We start from the raw sequence: 1,314 nt of genomic DNA on the forward strand, positions 1-1,314 counted from the left end.
CCGGCAGGACATCTATATCGACCCCGGTTAGAACGTCGACGGTGTCATAGGCGGTGTAAATTCCGCGAACTGCAAGAATCGGTTTCATGACTGCCCCAAATATGCGCGTCGGACTGCGGGATCGGCTGCCACTTCTTTAAACGTCCCTTCGCAAATCTTCTGACCGTAGTTCAAAACGATGCAGTGGTCGGTGACGCGCTCGATGAGGCCCATTTCATGTTCAACAATCACAATTGTAGGGTCTCCGAATTTTGGTCTTATCGCCAGGATTTCATCCATAAGCTGGTTCGTTTCGTCGTGCGTCATCCCCGCGGATGGCTCGTCGAGGAGAAGCAGAGAAGGCTTTCCAAGAAGGGCTCGGCAAATCTCGACCCGTCTGCGATCAATCATCCCGAGGGTTTCGGCTCGCTCAAACATCTTCTTTGCGAGGCCAGGATCGAATTTGGACAGCAAGTCCTCGATCTCTTCCGTGAGTTGGCGAAGTTCCGCGTGGAAAGCAGATCTTCGCACAATGTTGTGCCACAACGTGCTACAGATGCGTTCCTGCGCTCCCATGGCGACATTGTCGAACACCGAGAGTGGGAGGCAAAGCCGCGAGCGCTGAAATGTCCGGGCCAAGCCTCGCGATGCGAGCTGATCAACCTTCACTTTCGTGGTGTCAGAACCTTCGAAGGTAATTGATCCAGAGCTTGACGGAACCAGGCCGCTGATCGTGTTAAAAAACGTGGTTTTTCCCGACCCATTAGGCCCGATGAGACCGATCACATCGCCCCTTGAAATGGAGACATTGAGTTCGTTCAGGGCCAACAAGCCGCCAAAACGAACGGTCAAGCCACGTGTCGCAAGTACGATATCGTTCATGCTGTGACACCTTCCTGCAAGCGTCGCAGTCTTCGAGGCAATAGCCCAGAAGGACGGACAATAAGGACGAATATCACCACCAACGAGAATATGAGGAAACGATATTCCTGGACGATTTGGAGCTTCTCAGGGAGGAGCACGACCAAAAGCGTCGCGGGAAGGATGCCCCATATGTTTCCAACTCCTCCCAAGATGAGAATCGACACCATGGCCAGACTATCGCCCAGCTGAAAATTCGCTGGCGCGATAAAGCCGGTCATTTGCGCATAGATCGCCCCCGCAAGGCCCAGCAGGAAATTACCGAGGGTGAAGGCGAAGAGCTTCCAATACCAGACCCGCAAACCAAAGATCGAGGCTGCGGTTTCATCCAGTCGAACAACATCCAGCCACACGCCGATCCAAGACCGGTTCATCAGCCCGAGCAGCAGCCCTGATAGTCCGACCAGGCCCCCT

2 protein-coding genes are annotated in these 1,314 nt (G+C 54.1%); both read right to left on the minus strand.

What is annotated here, in order from left to right:
- Nucleotides 1-84: 84 nt before the first annotated feature.
- Nucleotides 85-861 (minus strand): ABC transporter ATP-binding protein, encoded by a 777-nt coding sequence (locus tag A3AY_RS0109900; RefSeq protein ID WP_018325523.1) that lies wholly within the window; start codon nt 859-861, stop codon nt 85-87.
- Nucleotides 858-1,314: branched-chain amino acid ABC transporter permease (locus tag A3AY_RS0109905; protein WP_018325524.1), on the minus strand; the 457-nt coding region annotated here is incomplete at its 5' end. The genes A3AY_RS0109900 and A3AY_RS0109905, both read right to left, overlap by 4 nt.

This window comes from Rhizobium giardinii bv. giardinii H152, from assembly GCF_000379605.1.
Taxonomy (GTDB): domain Bacteria; phylum Pseudomonadota; class Alphaproteobacteria; order Rhizobiales; family Rhizobiaceae; genus Pararhizobium; species Pararhizobium giardinii.

Coding starts and splice junctions, on each gene's coding strand:
- A3AY_RS0109900 (WP_018325523.1), bottom strand. CDS start 861: ATGAACGATATCGTACTTGCGACACGTGGCTTGACCGTTCGTTTTGGC.